General features: G+C 69.5%; 19 protein-coding genes. 10 read left to right on the top strand and 9 right to left on the bottom strand.

Going from position 1 to position 17686, the window contains the following annotated elements:
* Positions 1-99 precede the first annotated feature (99 nt).
* The 3 genes from IFU11_RS18675 (at position 100) to IFU11_RS18665 (ending at position 3531) form a co-directional block, all read left to right on the top strand.
* Positions 100-1350: a sensor histidine kinase gene (locus tag IFU11_RS18675; protein ID WP_192019916.1), complete on the top strand. Its 1251-nt coding sequence runs from the start codon at positions 100-102 to the stop codon at positions 1348-1350.
* Entirely contained in the window at positions 1347-2024 is a 678-nt protein-coding gene (locus IFU11_RS18670; protein WP_192019915.1) for a response regulator, read from the top strand. The genes IFU11_RS18675 and IFU11_RS18670 overlap by 4 nt, the downstream gene beginning before the upstream one ends.
* 64 nt (positions 2025-2088) lie before the next feature.
* Positions 2089-3531: a sugar porter family MFS transporter gene (locus tag IFU11_RS18665; protein WP_192019914.1), complete on the top strand. Its 1443-nt coding sequence runs from the start codon at positions 2089-2091 to the stop codon at positions 3529-3531.
* Positions 3532-3538: 7 nt separating this feature from the next.
* Here the strand turns inward: IFU11_RS18665 and IFU11_RS18660 are convergent, their stop codons facing one another.
* Complete coding sequence (locus IFU11_RS18660) at positions 3539-4102, bottom strand: manganese efflux pump MntP (RefSeq protein WP_192019913.1); 564 nt, start codon at positions 4100-4102, stop codon at positions 3539-3541.
* A 212-nt stretch (positions 4103-4314) separates the two neighbouring features.
* Here IFU11_RS18660 and IFU11_RS18655 point away from each other — a divergent pair, with 212 nt between their 5' ends.
* From IFU11_RS18655 to IFU11_RS18640, 4 genes are read left to right on the top strand one after another with little or no spacing between them, the layout of a single operon-like run.
* On the top strand, positions 4315-4650 hold the full coding sequence (locus IFU11_RS18655; RefSeq protein WP_192019924.1) for an ArsR/SmtB family transcription factor: 336 nt from the start codon (positions 4315-4317) through the stop codon (positions 4648-4650).
* Positions 4647-5339, top strand: a complete 693-nt coding sequence (locus IFU11_RS18650; RefSeq protein ID WP_192019912.1) for a cation diffusion facilitator family transporter — start codon at positions 4647-4649, stop codon at positions 5337-5339. The genes IFU11_RS18655 and IFU11_RS18650 overlap by 4 nt, the downstream gene beginning before the upstream one ends.
* Positions 5340-5379: 40 nt before the next feature.
* Complete coding sequence (locus IFU11_RS18645) at positions 5380-6135, top strand: enhanced serine sensitivity protein SseB C-terminal domain-containing protein (RefSeq protein ID WP_192019911.1); 756 nt, start codon at positions 5380-5382, stop codon at positions 6133-6135.
* Between the two features lie 20 nt (positions 6136-6155).
* On the top strand, positions 6156-7115 hold the full coding sequence (locus IFU11_RS18640) for a hypothetical protein (RefSeq protein ID WP_192019910.1): 960 nt from the start codon (positions 6156-6158) through the stop codon (positions 7113-7115).
* Between the two features lie 12 nt (positions 7116-7127).
* On the opposite strand, the gene IFU11_RS18635 is transcribed toward IFU11_RS18640, so the two are convergent.
* Together IFU11_RS18635 and IFU11_RS18630 are read right to left on the bottom strand one after the other, a co-directional pair.
* Positions 7128-7454, bottom strand: coding sequence for a hypothetical protein (locus IFU11_RS18635; RefSeq protein WP_192019909.1), 327 nt, complete (start codon positions 7452-7454; stop codon positions 7128-7130).
* Between the two features lie 121 nt (positions 7455-7575).
* Positions 7576-8001, bottom strand: a complete 426-nt coding sequence (locus tag IFU11_RS18630) for an Hsp20/alpha crystallin family protein (RefSeq protein ID WP_192019908.1) — start codon at positions 7999-8001, stop codon at positions 7576-7578.
* Between the two features lie 160 nt (positions 8002-8161).
* Here IFU11_RS18630 and IFU11_RS18625 point away from each other — a divergent pair, with 160 nt between their 5' ends.
* The 3 genes from IFU11_RS18625 (at position 8162) to IFU11_RS18615 (ending at position 11362) form a co-directional block, all read left to right on the top strand.
* Positions 8162-8446 carry a MerR family transcriptional regulator gene (locus IFU11_RS18625; RefSeq protein ID WP_192019907.1) on the top strand — a complete coding sequence of 95 codons (285 nt, stop codon included), beginning with the start codon at positions 8162-8164 and terminating at the stop codon, positions 8444-8446.
* A 43-nt stretch (positions 8447-8489) separates the two neighbouring features.
* Positions 8490-9962 (top strand): serine hydrolase domain-containing protein, encoded by a 1473-nt coding sequence (locus IFU11_RS18620; RefSeq protein WP_192019906.1) that lies wholly within the window; start codon positions 8490-8492, stop codon positions 9960-9962.
* A 395-nt stretch (positions 9963-10357) separates the two neighbouring features.
* Positions 10358-11362 (top strand): zinc-dependent alcohol dehydrogenase, encoded by a 1005-nt coding sequence (locus IFU11_RS18615; protein WP_192019905.1) that lies wholly within the window; start codon positions 10358-10360, stop codon positions 11360-11362.
* 27 nt (positions 11363-11389) lie between these two features.
* Here the strand turns inward: IFU11_RS18615 and IFU11_RS18610 are convergent, their stop codons facing one another.
* The 6 genes from IFU11_RS18610 to IFU11_RS18585 all read right to left on the bottom strand — a co-directional run bounded on the left by IFU11_RS18610 (position 11390) and on the right by IFU11_RS18585 (position 17573).
* Positions 11390-12670 (bottom strand): hypothetical protein, encoded by a 1281-nt coding sequence (locus IFU11_RS18610; protein WP_192019904.1) that lies wholly within the window; start codon positions 12668-12670, stop codon positions 11390-11392.
* A gap of 65 nt (positions 12671-12735) precedes the next feature.
* Positions 12736-12990 carry a hypothetical protein gene (locus IFU11_RS18605; protein WP_192019903.1) on the bottom strand — a complete coding sequence of 85 codons (255 nt, stop codon included), beginning with the start codon at positions 12988-12990 and terminating at the stop codon, positions 12736-12738.
* A 162-nt stretch (positions 12991-13152) separates the two neighbouring features.
* Positions 13153-14127, bottom strand: coding sequence for a LacI family DNA-binding transcriptional regulator (locus IFU11_RS18600; protein WP_371742834.1), 975 nt, complete (start codon positions 14125-14127; stop codon positions 13153-13155).
* Between the two features lie 94 nt (positions 14128-14221).
* Positions 14222-15121: a carbohydrate ABC transporter permease gene (locus tag IFU11_RS18595; RefSeq protein WP_229939317.1), complete on the bottom strand. Its 900-nt coding sequence runs from the start codon at positions 15119-15121 to the stop codon at positions 14222-14224.
* Entirely contained in the window at positions 15118-16182 is a 1065-nt protein-coding gene (locus tag IFU11_RS18590) for a carbohydrate ABC transporter permease (RefSeq protein WP_192019902.1), read from the bottom strand. The genes IFU11_RS18595 and IFU11_RS18590 overlap by 4 nt, the downstream gene beginning before the upstream one ends.
* 89 nt (positions 16183-16271) lie before the next feature.
* On the bottom strand, positions 16272-17573 hold the full coding sequence (locus IFU11_RS18585) for an ABC transporter substrate-binding protein (RefSeq protein WP_371742833.1): 1302 nt from the start codon (positions 17571-17573) through the stop codon (positions 16272-16274).
* Positions 17574-17686: the final 113 nt, after the last annotated feature.

Below are 17686 nucleotides of genomic sequence, written 5' to 3'. Positions count from 1 at the left end.
CGTCCCCCACCGGCGGACACCCGTGTACCGCGTCCGTGGTACCGCGGAATGCCACGTGTGGAGGAGTCGCCGGGCGCCGGTTCCCGGCAGACTGGGCCCATGACCTCCGCGACGCAGGATCACCGGGTGCGCGATCCGCATCCGAGACCCCCGGTGTGGGTGGGCGATGTGGTCGCCGCGGTCCTCATCATCGCCTCGGCGTTCATCCCGTTCCCCAACGCCGAGTTCCGGCCGGGCAGCCCGCTCGTCGTCGCCCTGGTCGTCGCGCCTGCGCTCCTGCTCCCGCTCCGTCGACGCTGGCCCATCCCGGTGCTCGCGGCCGCCATCGCCTGTTACGGTGCGGCGGCGATCACGGGGACCCTCGCTCCCGGCGTCGTGATCGCGGCCGCCATCGCGATGTTCGGGGTGGCCGTGCGCTCCGCGCGGCGGACGACCCTCATCACGGCCGTCGCGACGATGGTCGCCGTCGCCCTCCTCAGCCTCCTCGCGTCGATCGGCAGCTTCGATCCGCGCACGGTGCAGTTCGCGGTGCTGATCGCGTTCGCCGCCGCAGCCGGAGACGGGACGCGGTCACGCCGCGCATACATCCTGGCGATCACCGAACGCGCGGAACGGGCCGAACAGACCCGTGAGGCCGAGGCAAGGCGCCGGGTGACCGAGGAGCGGCTCCGGATCGCGCGCGACCTCCATGACACCGTCGCCCATCAGATCTCGGTGATCAGTCTGAACGCCGGGGTGGCGTCGAGCTCCCTGGAGTCGCGGCCGGAGAAGGCGAAGGAGGCGCTCGTCTCGATCCGCCGGGCGTCGCGGACGGTGCTCGGCGAGATCGGTGATCTGCTCGAGGTCCTGCGCAGCGACAGCGACGGCGCTGGCGCGGGCTCCCGGGGAACGCTGCCGCAGCCGGGACTCGACCGACTCGACGCATTGATCGCCGAGTTCACCGCCGCGGGCCTCGACATCACGACACGGATCGACCCCGACGCACCGGAGCTGTCGACCGCCACAGACATGGTCGCGTACCGCGTCCTCCAGGAGGGGCTGACGAACGCGCTGAAGCACGGTCCTGAGCGTCGTGCGCACGTGCTCGTGGAGGGCGAGAACGGGAGGATCGTCGTCAGCGTGAGCAACCCGACGACACCCGGGGTCTCGGGTGAGCAGGCCGACGCGGCGCCGACCACCGGGCACGGACTCCTCGGTATCCGCGAGCGCGTCGCCGCCGTTCGCGGGACCGTCGACGTCGGCGCGACCCCGGGCGGCTGGCGGCTGTCCGCGAGCCTCCCGACCGGCGAGCCGACGCACCCCGGTCCGACACACCCGACCCCGACGCACCCCGAGGAGTCCCCCGCATGACCACCGTGCTCGTCGTCGACGACCAGTCGCTCATCCGCCAGGCCGTCGCCGACATCCTCTCGTCGGAGTCGGACCTCGAGGTCGTGGGCGAAGCCGTCGACGGCGCACAGGCGGTGTCGCTCGCGCAGGAGTTGCGACCGGACGTCGTGCTCATGGACATCCGCATGCCCGTGCTCGACGGCATCGGTGCGACCTCGGCGATCTGCGCGGACCCCGAGCTCGCGGACACCCGGGTCCTCATCCTCACCACGTTCGAGGAGGACGAGAACCTCATCGCGACCCTGCGGGCCGGGGCGAGCGGCTTCATCGGCAAGGGCTCGGAACCGGAGGAGATCGTCCGCGCCGTGCGCGCGGTGCACGCCGGAGACGCACTCCTGTCCCCCGCGGCGACCCGAAGTCTCATCACGAAGTACGTCGTCGCCGCGGACGAACCGATGAGCCCGCGCCAGGTCCCCACCGAGCTGGCGCTGCTCACCGAGCGGGAACTCGAGGTGCTGCTCCTCGTGGCCCGCGGACGGTCGAACCAGCAGATCGCCGACGACCTCGTCATCTCACCGCACACCTCGAAGACCCACGTGAACCGCATCATGACGAAGGTCGCCGCCCACGATCGCGCCCAGCTCGTCATCCTCGCGTACGAGAGCGGCCTGCTGCGGCCGGGCGCCGACGACTGAACCGGTACTGTCGTCCTGTCCACGACGCCGTCCGGCGCGCGGGCCCAGCAGACGAGGAAGTGCGATGGCCGGATCCCCCACAGCCCGACAGGCGGCGAGCACGCTGCCGGCCCTCACGTCCGGGCCGCACCGCCGCCACCTCGGCCTGATCTCGATCGTCGCCTGTTTCGGCGGATTACTCTTCGGCTACGACACCGGCGTGATCAACGGGGCGCTGCGTCCGATGACCGCGGAACTCGGGCTCACGCCCATCACCGAGGGCATCGTCACGAGTTCACTCGTCTTCGCGGCCGCCGTCGGTGCACTGCTCGGCGGTCGGGTGTCGGACGCATGGGGCCGGCGGCGGAGCATCATCGTGCTGGCGGTGCTCTTCTTCGTCGGGACGCTCGTGGTCGTCTGCTCGCCGAACGTCGAGCTCCTCGTCGCCGGTCGCGTCCTCCTCGGACTGGCCGTCGGCGGTGCCTCCGCCGTCGTCCCGGTCTACCTGGCGGAGCTCGCGCCCTACGAGATCCGTGGGTCGATCACCGGCCGGAACGAGGTCGCGATCGTCCTCGGACAGTTGTCGGCGTTCGTGATCAACGCGGTCATCGGCACCGTGTTCAGCGAGCACACGAGCGTGTGGCGCATCATGTTCGCCGTCTGCGCCCTCCCGGCGGTCGCGCTGTTCGTCGGCATGCTGCGGATGCCCGAGTCACCGCGGTGGCTCGTCGACCACGGTCGCCGCCAGGACGCCCTCGACGTGCTGCGGACCGTCCGCTCCGACGACCGCGCCGTCGCCGAACTCGCGGAGGTGGAGGCGTCCATCACCGCGCAGCGCGACGAACACCGGATCGGGCTCGGGGCCGTCCTCCGCAACCCCTGGCTCGTGCGCATCCTGCTCGTCGGTGTCGGCGTCGGGATCGCCCAGCAGCTCACCGGGATCAACTCGATCATGTACTACGGGCAGACCGTGCTCGTGGAGTCGGGCTTCGACGAGAGCGCCGCGCTCATCGCCAACATCGCGCCCGGCATCATCGCCGTCGTCGGTGGCTTCATCGCCCTCACCTACATGGACCGACTCGACCGACGGAAGACGTTCGTCATCGGCTTCTCGCTCACGACCGCGTGCCATCTGCTCATCGGCTTCTCGTCGATGGTGCTCGAGCCTGGCGACCCGATGCGTCCCTGGGTCATCCTGGTCCTCGTGGTCGTGTTCGTCGGCTCGATGCAGACGTTCCTCAACGTGGCGGTCTGGGTCTACCTCGCCGAGGTCTTCCCGCTCCAGATGCGCGGCCTCGGCATGGGTGTCTCGATCTTCATGCTCTGGGTCGCCAACGGGTTCCTGGCGCTGTACTTCCCGTCCCTGGTCGACGGCCTCGGCATCACCGGGACCTTCTTCCTGTTCGCGGGTGTCGGCGCGCTCGCGCTCCTGTTCGTCGCCACCCAGGTACCCGAGACGCGTGGGCGGAGCCTCGAGGCGCTCGGCGAGGACGTGTCGACCGGCGCCATCTTCACCCGGAAGCGGTGACCTCCGACTACCCGGTGAGGTGGTCGATCAGGATCTTGGTGCCGATGAGGATCAGGATGACCCCTCCGGCGATCTCCGCCGGCTTGCCGAAGCGCTGACCGACGCGACGGCCGATGAAGACGCCCAGGAACGCGAGCACGAACGTCGTCAGTCCGATGAGGACGACGGCTTCGACGATGGAGCCGGGCAGGAACGCGAGCGTGATGCCGATGGCCAGCGCGTCGATGCTCGTGGCGAGCGCGAGGATGAGGAGTCGCCGGACGTCGATGCGGTCGGAGTCGACCTCGGTGTCCTCGTGGCTCGAGAACGCCTCCCAGAGCATCTTGCCGCCGACGAGGGCGAGCAGTCCGAAGGCGACCCAGTGGTCGACCTCCGTGATGTACCGCGCGAACTGCGTGCCGAGGAACCAGCCGACGAGCGGCATGACCGCTTGGAACAGGCCGAAGGTCCCGGCGATCACGAGCGCGTGACGCACGTTGAACCGCCGCATGTGCAGGCCCTTGGTGAGGGCGACGGCGAAGGCGTCGGCGGAGACGCCGAGCGCGATGAGGAGCAGCGGCCAGAACGTCATGTCGCGGGGTCTTCCTGTGATGCGTCCTGGACGCGGAGATGCGTTCGGGCGCCGTGCCGCGAGGACCCGTCAACGTTGCCAGCGTGGCGCTGCGGCGGCAAGCCGAGACGTCCGATTGCCAGCGTTTCGCCTCGCCTAACGCGGCTGTTCGGGCGACCGCGAGGCTTGCTTGATACAGCGTTTCGTGTACTGTCGTTCGCGTGACCGACACCATGACGCCGACCGCGACCCTGACGCACACCGCCGCGCTCGCGAGGCTGGGGCACGCCCTGTCGGACGAGACCCGGGCCCGGATCCTCCTGACCCTGCGCGAGGCACCGGCCTTCCCCTCCGACCTCGCGGACGCACTCGGCGTCTCCCGACAGGTCATGTCGAACCAGCTCGCCTGTCTCCGCGGCTGCGGCCTCGTCGAAGGCGTCAAGGAAGGACGCAACACCTGGTACCGCCTGGCGGACAGCCACCTGGCGCCGGCGCTCGACGACCTCCTCCGGCTCGTCCTGGTCGTCGATCCCGCCTGCTGCTCGGGTGAGAGCTGCAGCTGCGCATGAGCGCCGTCGGCCTGCCGAGCCCTCGTCTCCGAGCCCAGCTGAGCCCCGCCAGACGCGCGACGCTGCAGCGCCGCATCCGCTGGATCGTCGCGGCGACCATCGCCTACAACGTCGTCGAGGCCGTCATCGCCCTGTCCGCCGGGACCGTCGCCTCATCGGCGGCGCTCGTCGGCTTCGGTCTCGACTCGATCGTCGAGGTCCTGTCCGCCGCCGCGGTCGCCTGGCAGTTCTCGAGCCCCGATCCCCATCGCCGGGAACGGATCGCCCTCCGGGTGATCGCCCTGTCGTTCTTCGGCCTCGCCGCGTTCGTGAGCGTCGACGCCGCCCGCTCGCTACTCGGATTCGCCGAGGTCCAGCACTCGACCGTCGGCATCGTCCTCGCGGCGGTCAGCGTCGTGATCATGCCGGCGTTCTCACTCTTCGAGCGCCGGACCGGCAAGGAACTCGGATCCGCCTCCGCCGTCGCGGACTCGAAGCAGACGCTCATCTGCTCCTACCTGTCGGCCGCGGTCCTCATCGGGCTGGTCCTCAACAGCACCCTCGGTTGGGCCTGGGCGGACGGTGTCGCCGCCCTCGTCATCGCCGGCTTCGCGGTCCGCGAGGGTGTCGAAGCCTGGCGTGGAGACGCGTGCAAGCGGCCGGTCTCATCGCTCACCTCGGAGAACACGGACACCTGCGACTGCTGCTGAGCGCGCGCACCCTCCCACATGGCCGGGATACGCTGCTGGCATGCCTGCCGCCGACGACGCACCCGACGCTCCCGAGATCGAAGCCCTCCTCGCCGCAGCCGCGAACGACCGCTCGAACGCACCCGCGTTCCTGACGGCGCTCCTCGAGAGCACCGTCATCGTGGCGGGGACCGTGACCGACGACGGCATGGCGACCCTGGCGGACCTCCTCGACTCGGACGGCAGCTCGGTGCAGCCGTTCTACACCTCGAAGGCGCGCTTCCAGGAGACACTCCAGGTCGTCCCGTCGTTCGAACAGCACCTCCTCGCCCTCCCCTGCCGCGTCCTGTGGCAGATGACCCGAGGTGCGAGGCTGGTCCTGAACCCGCATTCCACGCACGGCAAGGAGTTCCTCCCGGGCGAGATCGCCCAGCTGCTCGACGGCGAGGCGGTGCTCACACCACGCGTGGTCGAGCGCGAGACCGAGGTCATGGTGGGACAGCCGGCTCGCGTCCCACCGGGGATGACCGAGACCCTGACCGCGGTCCTCGCCGAGCACAGCGAGGTCGACGAAGCGGTCCTGGGCTGGAAGGTCACCCCGCAGGAGGGCGGCACGTTCGACGAGTGCTACCTCCTCGTCATCGTCGGCACCCCGACCGCCCGTGAGACGATCAGCGGTCCCCTCGCACGGGCCCTCGCGACGTACTCGGCGAGCGTGCCGATCGACGTCATGTACGTGGCGCCGGGCGCGAAGCATCTCCTGAGTGGTGTCCCGCCGTTCCATCGCCGCAAGCGAGGGCTGTTCAGGCGACGATGAGCAGTGGGCTGAGTCGAACGGTGCCCGCGATCGCACGTGGCGCACGCGTCCTCACGATCGCCGCGCTGCTGGGCGTCCTCGCGGCGTGTAGCGCGCCGCCGTCGGGGGTGCCCACCGGGACTCCGACCGGATCCCCACCGAATGCATCGGCGGCGCTCCCACCCGCGCCGACGTCCACCTTTCCGGGGCTCGCCTGCGACGCGCTCGTCCCCGACACGGAGGTCGCATCCTTCCTGGGCGCCGCAGCCGCGCCGCAACCGCTCACCGTCGACGACGCCCCGGTCCTGCAGGACGGCGGGACCGTCTGCGCCTGGGCCGACGAAGCGGCCGACACCTCATTGACCGTCCGAATCGTCGGAGACGGCGTCGACCACTGGGCCACCTTCAACCACTGGTACGAGCACACCGACTGGAGCGACAGCGTCGGCGAGATCAACGGGACGATGTGCTCGGACGGCGCCTGCTCCGTCCACGCCCTCGACGGCGAGCGGTTCCTCGAGGTCGATGCGGCGGGGGTCGACGACCCGGCAGGGACGCGCACAGAGGAACTGGCTCGCGCAGCGCTCGCGGCAGCCCCGGTTCCGGCGCCCGCCGCACCCCCGTCGTCGGCGCCCACCTCGCGCTCGTGCGCCACGGCGCTGCCGGTGGATACCGCGGCGGCACACCTCGGCGCAGCCGCCACCGGCGCGAGCTACGTGAGCACCGCGACACCGAGCTACCACCTCGTGCAGGACTCGCTCCAGCGGGTCGGCGAACTCGACTGCCGACTGCTGTCCGCGGACTCCCGCGAGCTCGTCCGGTTCACGGTGCTCCCCGGAGGCGCGTGGGTGCTTCGCGAGGACAGTCCGGTCGGCGCCGTGGATGCGGCTGGGAGCGAGCACTCGGCGCACGCTCGACGTGGCGACGACTGGGTGCGCCTGCAGGCCCCCGGGGCGAGCGAGGAGACGACTCAGGCCCTGCTGGCCGAGCTGCTCAGCTGAGGTCGACGTGCGCTAGAACACCGGCCGGTCCGCGATGGACACGAGGACCGCGGCGATCACGGTCACGGCGGTCAGCGCGATGGCGACGACCCACTGCATCCGAGGCACCGCGCGTCGGATCACGAGGATCAGGTGGACGAGCAGCGCGAGCACCGCCACCGCGGCGATCACGGTGCCGACCACCGCCGGCTCGAACACCGCGACCTGTTCCGTCGCGATGCCGTCGGCACCCGGCGCCTGGTACCAGATCATCGTGGTCTGCGTCGCCGCGACCAACAGGCCGAGTGCGGCGATCACGAGCAGGGCGGACGCTCCGAGGATGCGTTGGACGCGGGACATGCCCCCAGTATGCCGACCGCAGGTCGCACACGGGCGAACGCCCCACCCACGGATCGTGGGCGGGGCGTTCGGTTCGTTCGATTCGGACGAGTGTGGATCCCGGGTCAGTGTCGATCGCAGCTCAGGCGTTGATCGACTGCGGGTGGTCGGTCGTGGAGTCGACGGCGATCTTCCGCGGCTTCGCACGCTCGCTCACCGGGATGATCACGGAGAGCACACCGCTGTCGTAGGACGCGGTGATGCCGTCGAGGTCGACTCCCTCGCCGAGGGTGAACTGCCGCAGGAAGTGGCCGCCACCGCGCTCGCGTGCGAGCCAGCGGACACCCTCGCGGCTGTCGGCCGTGCGCTGGGCACGGATGGTGAGCTGACCACCGTCGACGTCGACGTCGATGGATCCGGGGTCGATGCCGGGGAGGTCGGCGACCATCATGTACCGGTCGCCGTCACGGAAGAGGTCCACCGGCATGGGCCGGGGTGCGCGCACGGAGTCCAGTACGGAGGCCGCGAAGCGGTCGAGCTGGCTGATGGGGTCGAGGGTCATTGCCATGGGTGTTCTCCTTCCCTGTCGCCCGATGACGGATCGGGCTCATTGATTGTCAGTGCCCGGAAGTCTCAGATCCGGGGGTTCGGATCTGTACTTCGTGGTGTAGATTTTTTATACATCCGAAACCTGATCCAGTGCAACCCGTTCAAAGGAAATCTCAAGCATGGCCGATCGTGACGGCGCGACACCCGTGTACGGCATCGCCGTCGCAGCCCAGCTCGCCGGCGTCCCGGAGGCGTCCCTGCGGCTCTTCGAGAGCAAAGGCCTCCTCACCCCGTCCCGGACCGAAGGCGGCACCCGTCGCTACAGCGAGGACGACATCGAGCGACTCAAGCGCGTCACCGATCTCCGGGACAACGGGGTCAACCTCGCCGGTATCGCTCGCGTGCTGGACCTCGAGGACATCAACCAGGGGCTCCGCGACCAGCTCGACGCCGACCAGGACTGAGCGTCGGGTCGATCCCACCGCCGGCAGGTGGCAGCATGGAGGGATGAGCCTGCAGCGAAGCACTCCGTCCGCCCAGCACGTCGACGCCGCCGGGATCGAGGCGTTCATCACGGCCCTCGAGCACACGCCGAACGTCGAACCGCACAGCCTGATGCTCCTGCGCGGCGGGAACGTCGTCGCCGAGGGCTGGTGGGCGCCGTACTCGGCTGATCGGGTGCACCTGCTGTACTCGCTGAGCAAGAGCTTCACCTCGACCGCCGTCGGCCTCGCCGTCGAGGAGGGTCTGCTCGGACTCGACGACACGATCATCAGCCACTTCCCGGAGCTCGACGCCGAGATCACCGACCCCCGCAGCCGCGCCATGCGCGTGCGACACGTGCTCGCGATGGCGAGCGGCCACCGCGAGGAGACGATCATGCGGGCCGCTGCGATCGACCCGACGAACCTCGTCCGCGGCTTCCTGCTCCTCCCGCCCGACGAGGACCCGGGAACCGTCTTCGCGTACAACCAGCCCTGCACCTACACGGCCGCGGCGATCGTCCAGCGCGTCACGGGCGGGACGCTCACCGACTACCTGCGACCGCGGTTGCTCGAGCCACTGGGTATCGGCGAGTTCGACTGGCAGCAGGACGACGAGGGCTTCGAGCTCGGGTACAGCGGCCTGCACGCGACGACGGAAGCGATCGCCGCACTCGGTCAGCTCTATCTGCAGGGCGGCGAGTGGGATGGTCGACAGTTGCTGCCGGCCGCCTGGGTCGCCGAGGCGACACGATCCCACATCGCGAACGGCGACGACCCGGAGTCGGACTGGGCACAGGGGTACGGGTTCCAGTTCTGGATGGCCCGCCACGGGTTCCGCGGCGACGGCGCTTACGGTCAGTACTGCGTCGTCCTGCCGGAGCACGACGTCGTCCTGGCGATCACCGGGCAGAGTCTCGACATGCAGGCCGTGCTGAACGCCGCGTGGGAGCACCTGCTGCCGGCCTTCGGGACCGGCGAGGCCTCCGACGCGGAGCGCGGCGCGAGCACAACCGCTGATCAGGCGTTGCTCGAACGCCTGGCAGGGCTCGCCCTGCCGCCGCTCGACGCCTCGGACGAGACCGGCGCGGCTAGGTCCCTGCGCGAGCTCGCCGGACGGACGTTCGCGGCCGCCGCCGATACCGGCCTGGCACAGCTGACGGTACTCGAAGTGATGGCGGGCGAGGGTGACGACATCGTGCTGGTCGTGCACGAGGGCGACGACCGGGTGGAGTTCATCCCCGGTGTCGGCGCCTGGCGGATGCACGGACCGATCACGGCGAGTGCCGCCTGGGGCACCGGCGGCGAGGACGGAGCGCGGGTCCTCCGCGTCGATGCGATCTTCATCGAGACACCCCACCGCATGCACGTCGAGATCGACCCGGCGGCCGGCACCTTCGACGCCTGGTGGGAGACGACGCCGCTCCGGACCTCCCGTCTCGCCGAGGTGCAGCGGCCCAGCGCGGTCGTCGCAGGCGGGGGCAAGTCGTCCTGGTGAGCTGACGCTCGGGGACCGGAGCGTGCTCAGGGACCGGAATGTCTCCGGTGAACCTCTCCCGGCCACCGAGGCGCCCCAACCGAACTGCCCTTCGACAAGCTCAGGGACCGGAACATCCCCGGTGAACCTCTCCCGGCCACCGAGGCGCCCCAACCGAACTGCCCTTCGACAGGCTCAGGGACCGGAACATCCCCGGTGAACCTCTCCCGGCCACCGAGGCACCCCAACCGAACTGCCCTTCGACAAGCTCAGGGACCGGAACATCTCCGGTGAACCTCTCCCGGTCACTGAGCCTGTCGAAGTGCCCACGAGGACACCTCGTCCTTCCGCATGCAGATCGACGGCGGCATACCCCCACTACGCTCTGACCAGCGCCGTCACGACGAGGAGACCGCATGAGAGCCGTACGCATCACCGCACCGGACGAGGCCACCGTCCTCGATCGCCCGGATCCACAGGCCGGACCGGGTGAGGTCCTCATCCACATCGAGCGCGCAGGACTCTGCGGCACCGATGTCGCGCTCTTCCGAGGGACCATGCCGTACCTCGCCGACGGCCGCACGACCCTGCCGCTCCAACCCGGCCACGAGTGGGCCGGTCGGGTGGTCTCGGTGGGCGAGGGTGTCACCTCGACTGCAGCGGGAGACCTCGTCACCGGCGACACCTTCATCGGGTGCGGCGTCTGCACGCTCTGCACCTCGGGCCGACACCACCTCTGTCCCGACCATCTCGAACTCGGCGTCCTCGGGCAACTGGACGGCGCCCTCGCGGAACTCCTCGTCGTCCCCGAACGCGCGGTCCATCGCCTCCCGGCCGGGGTCGACGCGGACCTCGGCGCGATGGTCGAGCCCGCCTCCTGCTCACTCCGTGGCGTCCGGCTCACGGCGGTGGGCCCCGGCGACCGCGTGCTCGTCTGGGGCGCCGGAACCCTCGGCATGTTCGCCGCGCTCTTCGCCGCCGACGCCGGAGCCGGCGTGGCCGTCGCCGCACGGCGCGACTCCGACCGGAACTTCGTGGCCGGGTTCGGCCTCGAGACCCGCGACCCGGCCGACCTCGGCGACGAGCGGTTCGACGTGATCATCGAGGCGACGGGTTCGGCCGAGGTCACCCGTCGCCTGCTCGACAACGCCACCGCCGGCGTCCGCATCGCACTCCTCGGCGTGCCCGGCGGCGACGTCGGCCTCCCGTCCGGCAGACTCATCGCCCTCGACGCCACCGTCCACGCGGTCCTCGGCGGCTCAGCCGACATCGACGAGGCTGCGCGGCGGTTCGCGACCATGGGCGACACGGTCCGCCGATTGATCGGCTCCGTGATCACCCTCGACGACGTGCCACGGGTGCTCGCCGAGGGACTCCCCCGCGCGGCCGGCGGCGGACCGAAGACACAGATCCGCTTCTGAATCGCGCGGGGCCGGGACCGGCTCAGATCAGCCGAGACCGTTCATGCGGGAGCGGGCGAGGCCGACGACACCCACGAACGCACCTCCCAGCAGCAGGGCGATCGCGAGCGCGAACGGGGCCGCGTCGGCGCCGGTCCGCACCAGCGTGTCTTCACTCGCTCGATGTGACGACCCTGCACTGATGGCGGTCGCAGTCGAGGTCGCGGGCTCCACCTGCTGCCCGCCCGGAAGCGCAGGACCCTCGGGTACCCGGGGGTTCTCGGGGATCTCGGGCGCGACCGGCTCCGATGGGGCGACGACGGTGACGACGAGGTCCGTCGCAGCACCGGCGAGTCCACCGGCACGGGCTCGGACCGTCACCGTGTGTGTTCCCTCGGCGAGCGACTCGGTGGGCCGGAAGACCCAGGTCTCCTCGATCGTCGCCTCAGCGGTCCCGATCGGAACACCGTCGACCTCGATCCCGACCTCCGTGCCGACGGGCGCGGTCCCGCTCAGCGTCGCATCGGGCGCGAGAACGCCGTCGGCCGGCGCAGTGATGGTCGCGGCGCCGGGCGTGAGCTCGAGCTCGAACGGCGTGGTGGACGCGATCCGACCGTTCTGGACGAAGCCCATGGTGCCTCCGCGGAGGGTGCCGTAGGGGGCATCGGCGTCCACCGCCAGGTCGACGGTCTGCACGCCGTCCCAGACGCTCCTCTCCGTGCCACAGTCGGCGGTCGAACCGTCGGGGCCGATGACGCAGTCCGGCGCACCGATTCCCACGATGGTCGTCCGATCGGGTGCCGTGAACCGCATGACCCCTGACGTACCGCCATTGACCGGCACCTCCACGGTGAGTGCCTGCCCCGCCGCAGCCTGGGCGAGGTGCGGTGGGAGCACCTCGACGGCGAAGGGTGTCGACGCGACCACGGTCCCGCGCACCTCGAACGCGATCGAACCGCCGGTCAGCGTCCCGGCTGGAGCGTCGGGGTCGACGCGCATCGTCGCCATCAGCTCGGACGTCCAGACCTTCGCGTCCGTACCGCAGCGGACCTGGGTGGCGTAGCGCGTGTCGCAGCCGCCGGTCGTCACGATGCCGATCGTCGCATGCTCCGGAGCGGTCACGACGAGGGTGCCGGTCTCGCCGGTGGTGAACGACATGACGAGGCCCTCACCAGCCCGGGCGTCACCGATGGGGTCGATGACCGCCGCCGCCGAGGCGGACTGCGGTGCGGCGAGGACGAGCAAGGACAGGGCGGTGGTCGTTGCGAGCGCCCACGCGCTCGGTCGGAGACCGCGTCTCCGCGTCGGACGGTCGTTGTGGTCATGCATGGTGATGCTCCGATCTGGCGGTGTTCGGGTTGGTGGCGACCACGAGCGCGGTCACGTCGGATGGATCAGGCGATGGGGTCGAGCACCGAGGCTCGGGCGAGGCGAGCGAGGACGGCGACGATGACGAACTGGACGGCGAACAGGGCTGCCGTCAGCACCAGGGCGGTCACCGCGGTGGCTTCACCCTCCAACGGAGAGACGCCGGGGAGGAAGCCGATGCCGAACACGATCAACGCGTCGAGGAGGAAGGTGGACGACACGAGCGCCATCAGGACGCGGGCGTCGTCGGATCGGTGTGGGTTCCGGACGTTCGAGGACATACAGGTAAAATATCATATGTTGGATAGAAACTGAAGTATGAGTTCATCAGGAACGAGAGTCGCTCGCGTTCAGCGCCCCCCGATCTTCCCGAACGCGTGAGGCCATGACCGGCTCGAAGCCACGACCGACGTCGATCCCGCCGGGACGACCACGCAGCGGGGTCAGACCGAGGCGCGCTCCACGAGCTCGCACGGGATCGTCGTCATCTCCGGGACATCGTCGCCGGCGATGAGGCGGTGCAGCGTCTGCACGAGCAGCGCACCCTTCTCCGCGGTGTGCAGATCGACCGTCGTCAACGCGGGATAGGCGTCCACCGCGAACACGTTGTTGTCGACCGATGTCATGGCGATCCGCGTCGGCACCGCGATCCCGCGGTCGCGCAGCACGCCGAGCGCGCCCGTCGCCATCTGGGCAGATGCCGCGAACACCGCATCGACCTGCCGGCCGTTTGCGAGGAGCCGTTCCATCGCCCGCGCGCCGCTCGTCGGTGTGAAGTCACCCTCCTCCTCCGGTCCCGGCTCGAGTCCCGCCTCGAGGAGGGCGCGCCGCCACCCGGCACGGCGGTCGATACCGGCCGCGGTGTCGAGCGGTCCGGTGATCGTGGCGATGCGGGACCGACCGGCCTCCACCAGACGCCGGGTCGCCAGGGCGCCCGCCTCCACGTTGTCGACGTCGACGACGTGCCCAGGTGGCGTCGTCTCCTCGAGCGCCCGCACCCCGAACACGACCGGGAGGGACGTCGACAGCTTCGCGTACGCCTGCATGCTCGTGTGATGCGAGAGGACGAGCGCGCCGTCCACGTTGCCGCCGGTGAGGAACCGACGGGTCTTGTCCGGGTCGACGTCGGATTCGATCAGCAGGGTCAGCGTGTAGTCGGTCGACGACGCGTACATCGCAGCACCCTGGATGACCTCGGCGAAGTAGGGATCGGCGAAGAACTCGGCGGTGCGTTGCGGGATGACCATCGCGATCGTCTGCGCACGCCGACGCACGAGGCTGCGTGCCGCGCGGTTCGGGACGTAGTGCAGCTGCTCGACGGCGGCGGTCACCGACGCGACCGCCTCCGGCGTCACCTGGGAGGACCCGTTGATGACGCGGGAGGCGGTGGACTTGGAGACGCCCGCGAGCGCTGCCACCGCGATGAGCGTGGGGACGGTGGAGTCCGTCTCGGTGTCGATGGTGTGTCTCCTCAGTCGTGCCGGTGTGAAGACACTGTATGCGGCGCAGGCGTCATCCCTTGACCGCGCCCTGCATGATGCCCGCCACGAGCTGCTTCCCCGCGAGGACGAAGAGGATCAACAGTGGGATCACCGAGAGCACCGCGCCGGCGAGCACGAGCGAGTGGTCCGGGGTCTGTCCGCCGCTCGCACTCAGGGCCGCGAGCGCCGTCTGCACACTCGGGTTCCGCGGACCGAGGACGAGGAGTGGCCAGAGGAAGTCGGTCCACGCGGCCATGAAGGTGAAGAGCGCGAGGACGGCCATCGCCGGGCGGGCGGCCGGCAGCGCGACATGCCAGAAGGTGCCCCACATCGACGCGCCGTCGACGCGCGCGGCCTCGATGAGCTCGTCGGGGATGACGTCGACGAGGTACTGGCGCATGAAGAACACACCGAACGCGGTCACGAGCCCCGGCAGGATCACCGCCTGGAGCGTTCCCACCCACTCCCACTCGGCCATGAGCATGAACAACGGGATGATGCCGAGCTGCGTGGGGATGGCCATCGTGGCGATCACCGCGAGCAGCAGCCCGTTGCTGGCCCGGAACTTCAGCTTCGCGAAGGAGTAGCCGGCGAGGGTCGAGAAGAACACCACCGAGACCGTGATCGCGCCCGAGATGATGACGCTGTTCGCGAGCGCCTGCAGGAACGGCGCGGTCTCGAACACCTTCGCCGCGTTGCCGAGGAAGTTCGGGCCGGGGAGGACGGCGGGCGGCACGAGGTTCGTGTCGGAGGACTGCCGACTCGAGATGACGAACGACCACCACAACGGGAACGCCGAGATGGCGAAGAACGCGATCAGGATGGCGTAGGTGAGGATGCCCGGCCGCTCGTGGTCCTTGCCCTTGCGGTATCGCGGGGCCTCCGTGGTCGCGGCCGGTTCGGTCCGCGTGCGTTCCATCAGGGTGCTCATGCTCGTCCGCCTCGCTGGTCGGTGGTGCTCGTGGTCTTCGAACGCGAGCGGGCCGGGCTGGTGCTGACGGACCGCGTCGTGATGAGGGTGTCGCGCACCTTCGGGATCCGCACCGGACGTGCGTCGTTCGTCCGGATGGCCCTGGTGATCGCGAAGTTGATCAGGCCCGCGAGGATGATCACGAGGAACAGGATCCAGGCGGTGGCGGATGCTCGACCGAAGTCCCGCCTCGGGAAGGCGAGCTCGTACAGGTACAGGACGATCGTCTGGAACTGCCGGTCGGATCCGCCGTTGCTCCGGGGGTCGAACAGCTTCGGTTCCGTGAAGATCTGCAGCCCGCCGATCGTCGAGGTGATGACGACGAAGATGAGCGTCGGACGGATCATCGGGATCGTGATCGACCAGAACCGTCGGAGCTTGTTCGCGCCGTCCAGCGCGGCGGACTCGTAGACGTCCCGTGGGATCGCCTGCATCGCTGCGAGGAGGATGAGGGCGTTGTAGCCGGTCCACCGCCAGTTCACCATGCTCGCGATGGCGACGTGCGAGGGGAAGACGTCGAACGCCCACCGGATCGGGTCGAGCCCGAAAAGCTCGAGGAGGCCGGCGACCGGTCCGTGGTACTGGTTGAAGATCTGCAGGAAGATGACTGCGACGGCGACCGGCGCCACGATGTACGGCAGCAGGATGCTCATCCGCCAGAACGTGCGACCGCGGAGCGTCTGGTCCAGGAGGGCGGCGATCAGCGTCGCGATGACGAGCTGCGGCACCGCCGAGAGCAGGAAGATGCTGACGGTGTTGCCGAACGCGTTCCAGAAGAACGGGTCCGAGAGGACGGAGACGTAGTTGTCGAGTCCGACGAAGTCCCCCTGGCCCTTCAACAGATGCCACTCGTACAGCGACACGTTGAAGGTGTAGACGATCGGGAAGATGCCGATGAGGGCGAAGAGGATGAAGAACGGCGCGATGTACAGGTACGGCGAGGCGCGGTAGTCGAAGCGGTTCAGCTTCTGTCGGAACGTCAACGCGGCAGGTGGCCGGCGGACGGTTGCGGTGCTGGTCATGGCTCTGCCAATCCGGGAGAGGGAGCGGGAGGGGTACCGGGGCGTCCGCGTGCGAACGGACGCCCCGGCGAGCTGCGTCGGAGCGGAGGTCAGCCGACGAGCTGGTCGAGCAGCTTGAGCGCCTCGTTCCAGGCGGTGTCACCGTCGGTGATCTCGCCCTGGCTCACCCGGTCGAGGATCGGACCGAACACGTTGTCCTGGATGTTGGAGTCCTCAGGACCCTTCACCTGGGCCACGACCCCCTCCGACCGCGCGGCGAAGATCTCGCCCACCGGTGCGTCGTTGAAGAACGGGTTGGTGGAGTCCTTCACGAGCTCCTGGCCGTCGAGCGTGCTCGGGAACGGACCGGCGAGTTCGAACGATGCGGCCTGCGCCTCAGGGGATGCGAGCCAGAGGGCGAGCTCGGCCGCCTCCTCCTTGTGCTCGGAGTTCTCGGCGACGCCGAGGAACGCACCGCCCCAGTTGGCCGCGCCGCCGGGCATCACGTCGGCGAAGTCCCAACCGCTGTCGGTCGTGCCCTCGTCGTAGTAGCCCTGCACGATGCCGAGCATCCAGCTCGGGCACATGTAGGTCGCGAACTTGCCTTCCTTGGCCTCCGGGCCGACGTCCCAGCCGGGAAGACCGGCACCGAGCCCGGCCTGTTCGGCCTCGACGATCTTCGCGAACTGCTCCTTCAGCATGTCGTTGCCCTCGATGTTCAGGGTCTCGCCATCGGCCTTGTAGTAGCCCTCCTCCTGCTGGTTCACGAAGGAGTTCCAGAAGAACCGGGGGCTGTGATAGAACGCCTTCCCGGTGGCACCGACGTACTCCTCACCGACCTCGAAGAAGCGGTCCCAGGTCGCGTCCTCCCCGCCGAAGTACGCGGCGACTTCGCTGCGCTCACTCGGCAGACCGGCTGCCGCGAACAGGTCACCGCGGTAGCAGATGCCCTGCGGTCCGATGTCGAGACCGGCGCCGATCACGCGCCCGTCGGCGTCCGTGCCCTGCTCGTACTTCCAGTCCAGCCAGGTGTCCTTGACGTCCTCGATGCCGTAGTCACGGAGGTCGACGAACGAGTCGCTGACCTCGGAGATGGTTCCGAGCCAGCCCTCCTCGATGGCCACGACGTCGCTGAGGCCGGTTCCGGCGGCGATCTTGGCGTAGGCGTCGTCGCGCGCAGCTCCACCACCCTCCAGGTTGGTGGCCTCGATGGTGATGTTGGGGTGCTCCTCCATGTACTTCTCGTAGTTGGCGTCGACGCCCATGGTGCCGAACGTGGTGACCGAGAGGGTGATCTTCTCGTCTCCGCCACTGCCGGCGGGGGAACTGCACCCCGAGGCCAGGACGGCGAGGATCGATGCCCCCGCGATGGATGCGGCGGTGATGCCGCGGCGTTTGCTGTTCACAGTCACTCCTTTGTGTGTGCGCTTCGGTGTCGGCCGGCCACCCATCCGGGATCCGCGGCGCGACGCCGTGGGAACGTTCCCACGGGCATGCAGGACACACTAAGCGCTGGCTTGGACGA

Source organism: Plantibacter sp. CFBP 8804, assembly GCF_014841225.1.
In the GTDB taxonomy this organism is placed as follows: Bacteria; Actinomycetota; Actinomycetes; order Actinomycetales; family Microbacteriaceae; genus Plantibacter; species Plantibacter auratus.
This window is presented reverse-complemented; position numbering and strand designations above follow the sequence as displayed.